The sequence below is a fragment of the Longimicrobium sp. genome (assembly GCF_036280135.1).
Classification (GTDB): Bacteria; Gemmatimonadota; Gemmatimonadetes; order Longimicrobiales; family Longimicrobiaceae; genus Longimicrobium.
The window spans coordinates 1-3,185 of record NZ_DASURI010000141.1 but is presented as its reverse complement, the minus strand read 5'-3'; the positions used below and the strand labels follow the sequence as shown (position 1 = coordinate 3,185).

The window sequence follows — 3,185 nt, the reverse complement described above, 5'->3', positions numbered from 1 at the left end:
GTTTCGGGGGGCTCCTCCATGCCCGTCCCCATCATCCGCCAGCGGTGACATCAGCCCCAACGCACCGGGTCCGCCTCCACGAGCACCTGGTGCGCGATCCCGAAAAGCCCCGGTACGGGCGAAGGCCGGCGCGTTCCCGCTACGGCCGTGCGAGGGGACGGTTCACGGGATCGCGCATCGGGTGAAGCCGGATGGCGGATCGCGGAGCGCCGCGGAGCGTGCCGGGGTCTCAGAAAAAATGCGGATGGCCTCCTGCCGCGCTTCCATCCGCCTGCCGTTTCCGAAGCCCGGTGCGACCCGCCACCGCGGGCGAGGGGGACACGGCGTTGCTGCGGCAGGCTCGCCGCGGTTCCGCCGAAGCGCGGGCCTGCAACCAATCCACCGTGACCGTCTTTCCGCTCTCCACGTCTGCGGGCGACCAGGTTCGAGGAAGGAACGACCTGGCTGCACGCGGGGACGCGGAGAGACAAGAACGCGGGAGCTCATCCCTGCCGTTTCTGCTCCGCGCTTCTGCGGGAAAGCCGTGCTCGCGAGAGAAGATGCCTGCGCGGCATTCGCGGATTCGGGAGGAGACCCTGGAGGCGGATCCGGGAGGCAAGCAGGGCCCCGCGACACGCCGCGCGAGCCGCGGGAGCCCCACCGCTCCCGCGGACCCGGCGGCGCGCCGCGGGACCGTGCTTTCCCGGGCCGGGACACGGCCAGGTCCGGACGGACCCGGCCGCGGCGGCTACCGCTCCCGCCGCAGCGCCTCGCTCGCGGAGGACGAGACGTCGGGCTCCGGGAACACCTGCCTCCAGTCGCCGCGCACGCTCACCACCACGAAGCCGAGTCGCCGGGCCGCCGCCAGCGAGGCGCCGTCCTGTTCCGCGTACGCGAACTCGCGCGCGCCGTCGTCGTGGTTGATGAGCAGCTGCAGCGACGGACCCTGCCGCCCCTGGGAGTACTCCATCATGGCCACGTCGCCGCCGGAGAGAACGTTCCCGGCCACCAGCAGCGGGCGCCGGCCGATGTGCCGGTCGATCCCCACGGGCTTGCCGTCCCGGTCGTTCAGGTGCTCTCCCCGCGGAAGCCGGTAGACGGAGAGCCGGCCGTCCAGCCGCCGCGACTGGCGCTGCAGCTCGCTGCCGATGGTGCGCTCCGGCGGCACGCCGTAGGTGTACGGCGCGAACACGCGGATGAAGTCCATCGTGCCGCCGGAGCTGATCCAGGTCTGGAAGCCGTTGGCCCGCAGGTAGGCCAGCAGCTCCAGCATGGGCTGGTACGCCGTGGCGGGGAAGGGCCGGTCCAGGGTGGGATGCCGGCCGCCGGCGAGAAAGCGCTCCGCGTCGGCCGCGAACTCCTCCTGCGTCATCCCCGCGTGCGTGAGCGCGAACAGCTCCAGCAGCGCCTGCGCGCCCGCCTGGTGAAAGTACGCCGTGTCGCCCTCCAGCGCGGCCTTGAACGGCTGGCGGCCAGCCAGCGTGGGGTCCTGGGCGGCCAGCTCCCGCACCCGCGCCAGGACGAAGTAGACCTCCGTGGGCAGCGGCTTCTCCACCCACAGCGTGCCGTCGTTGTCGAAGGCGGCGATGCGCTCTTCCACGGGCACGAAGTCCGGCCCCCCCTCCCGCGTGACCCGCTGCACGAAGTCCACGATGGCGCGCTTGGCGGGCCCCTCGTTCCACGAGGCGAGCGGGTCTGCCCCGGTCTGCGCGCGCGTGGCGGACGGCATCCAGCACCCCGTGACCAGCGAGAGCACCAGCAGTCCCCGCGCGCCGGCCCGCGAAACCATCCTTTTCGTCATGACGATGTCCTCCTCGTTGCGCGTCTCCCGGACCGGGTCCGCCCGGCCCCGTCCCCCTCGCCACCCCGCGTCACGAACGATCCTGGTGAACCTCTCGCCCCCCGCGCCGATCTCCTCGAAGAATCGCGAGATTCCACGCTTCGCATCCCCTCGATGGGAGGATCGCGGTCCTTTTCCCGCCGCCGCCCTCGTGACCCCTGTGCTCGCGCGGACACCGGGGCGCCGGCCGTGGAACCGGGGCGGCAGCGGTGTGGCCCACCGAGCGGGACGGCTCCTGGCGCGGGGCCGTCGCGGCCGGCACGGCAGCCCGCCCATCCCCCCGACTCTTCAGTCGGCGCGCGGGCACGGGCGGATTCCGCGGGTTCGGCGCGGCGCCGGCCTGCGGATGAGCACGCGTTCCTCCGCATCCAGGATCAGCCAGGCACGCGGACGATGCAGCGAAAGCCCTGGTGGCCGGTCCCCGTGTCCACCTGCTGGGGGATGCGGGCGGCGGGGCGGTAGCGGACGCAGTAGTTCGGCGCGCACAGGTACGAGCCCCCCTTGAGCACCTTGCGCGGAATGCGCACCCGCGGCTGCGCCGGGTCCATGCTCGCCTGCCGCCCGCCGTCCTCCTCCTCCCGGCACGCGCAGCAGGCGCCGGCAACGGCCCCGCCCTCGCGCCACCAGTCCGCCGTCCACTCCCACACGTTGCCGATCATGTCGTACAGGCCAAACCCGTTGGGGGGAAAGCTCCCCACGGGCGAGGTGCGCTCCCATCCGTCCAGCAGCAGGTTCTCGCGCGGAAACTCGCCCTGCCACACGTTGGCCATGATGCGCCCGCCGGGGGACAGCGCGTCTCCCCACGCGTACTCCCTGTCCTCCAGCCCGCCGCGCGCCGCGCGCTCCCACTCCGCTTCCGTGGGCAGCGTCTTGCCGGCCCACGCGGCGTACGCCGCCACGTCCTCCCACGCCACGTGCACCACCGGGTGGGCGGACAGCCCGGACGCGGCGCTCCCCGGCCCAGCGGGGTGCCGCCAGCTGGCGCCGGGCACGTACGCCCACCAGGCGAAGTGCGTCGTGAGCGGCACGGGTCCGGCGGGCGGGGTAAAGACGACGGAGCCGGGGACGAGCAGGTCCGGCAGCGCGCCCGGGTACTCCGCCGGGTCCAGCGCGCGCTCCGCCACCGTCACGTAGCCCGTCGCCGCCACGAAGCGGCCGAACTGGGCGTTGGTCACCGGGTGCCGGTCCATCCAGAACCCGGCGACGGTCGCGTCGCGGGCGGGCGCTTCTTCGCGGTAGTGCCGGTCCGAGCCCATGCGAAAGGTGCCGCCGGGAATCCAGGCCATGTCGCGGAACGGTGCCGGGCCGGGCGCGGCGCCGGCGGCCGCGCGCTGGGGCGGAAGGGGGATCGTGCGCTTCACGCGGG

General features: G+C 73.7%; 2 protein-coding genes. Both read right to left on the bottom strand.

Translation table 11 applies throughout. The annotated features are described in order from the left end of the window. Positions 1 to 727: 727 nt before the first annotated feature. Positions 728 to 1,780 carry an HAD family hydrolase gene (locus VFZ20_RS04370; RefSeq protein WP_329682612.1) on the bottom strand — a complete coding sequence of 351 codons (1,053 nt, stop codon included), beginning with the start codon at positions 1,778 to 1,780 and terminating at the stop codon, positions 728 to 730. A gap of 413 nt (positions 1,781 to 2,193) precedes the next feature. Further along, positions 2,194 to 3,180, bottom strand: coding sequence for a formylglycine-generating enzyme family protein (locus VFZ20_RS04365; protein ID WP_414682923.1), 987 nt, complete (start codon positions 3,178 to 3,180; stop codon positions 2,194 to 2,196). Positions 3,181 to 3,185: the final 5 nt, after the last annotated feature.

Coding starts and splice junctions, on each gene's coding strand:
- VFZ20_RS04370 (WP_329682612.1), bottom strand. CDS start 1,780: ATGACGAAAAGGATGGTTTCGCGGGCCGGCGCGCGGGGACTGCTGGTG.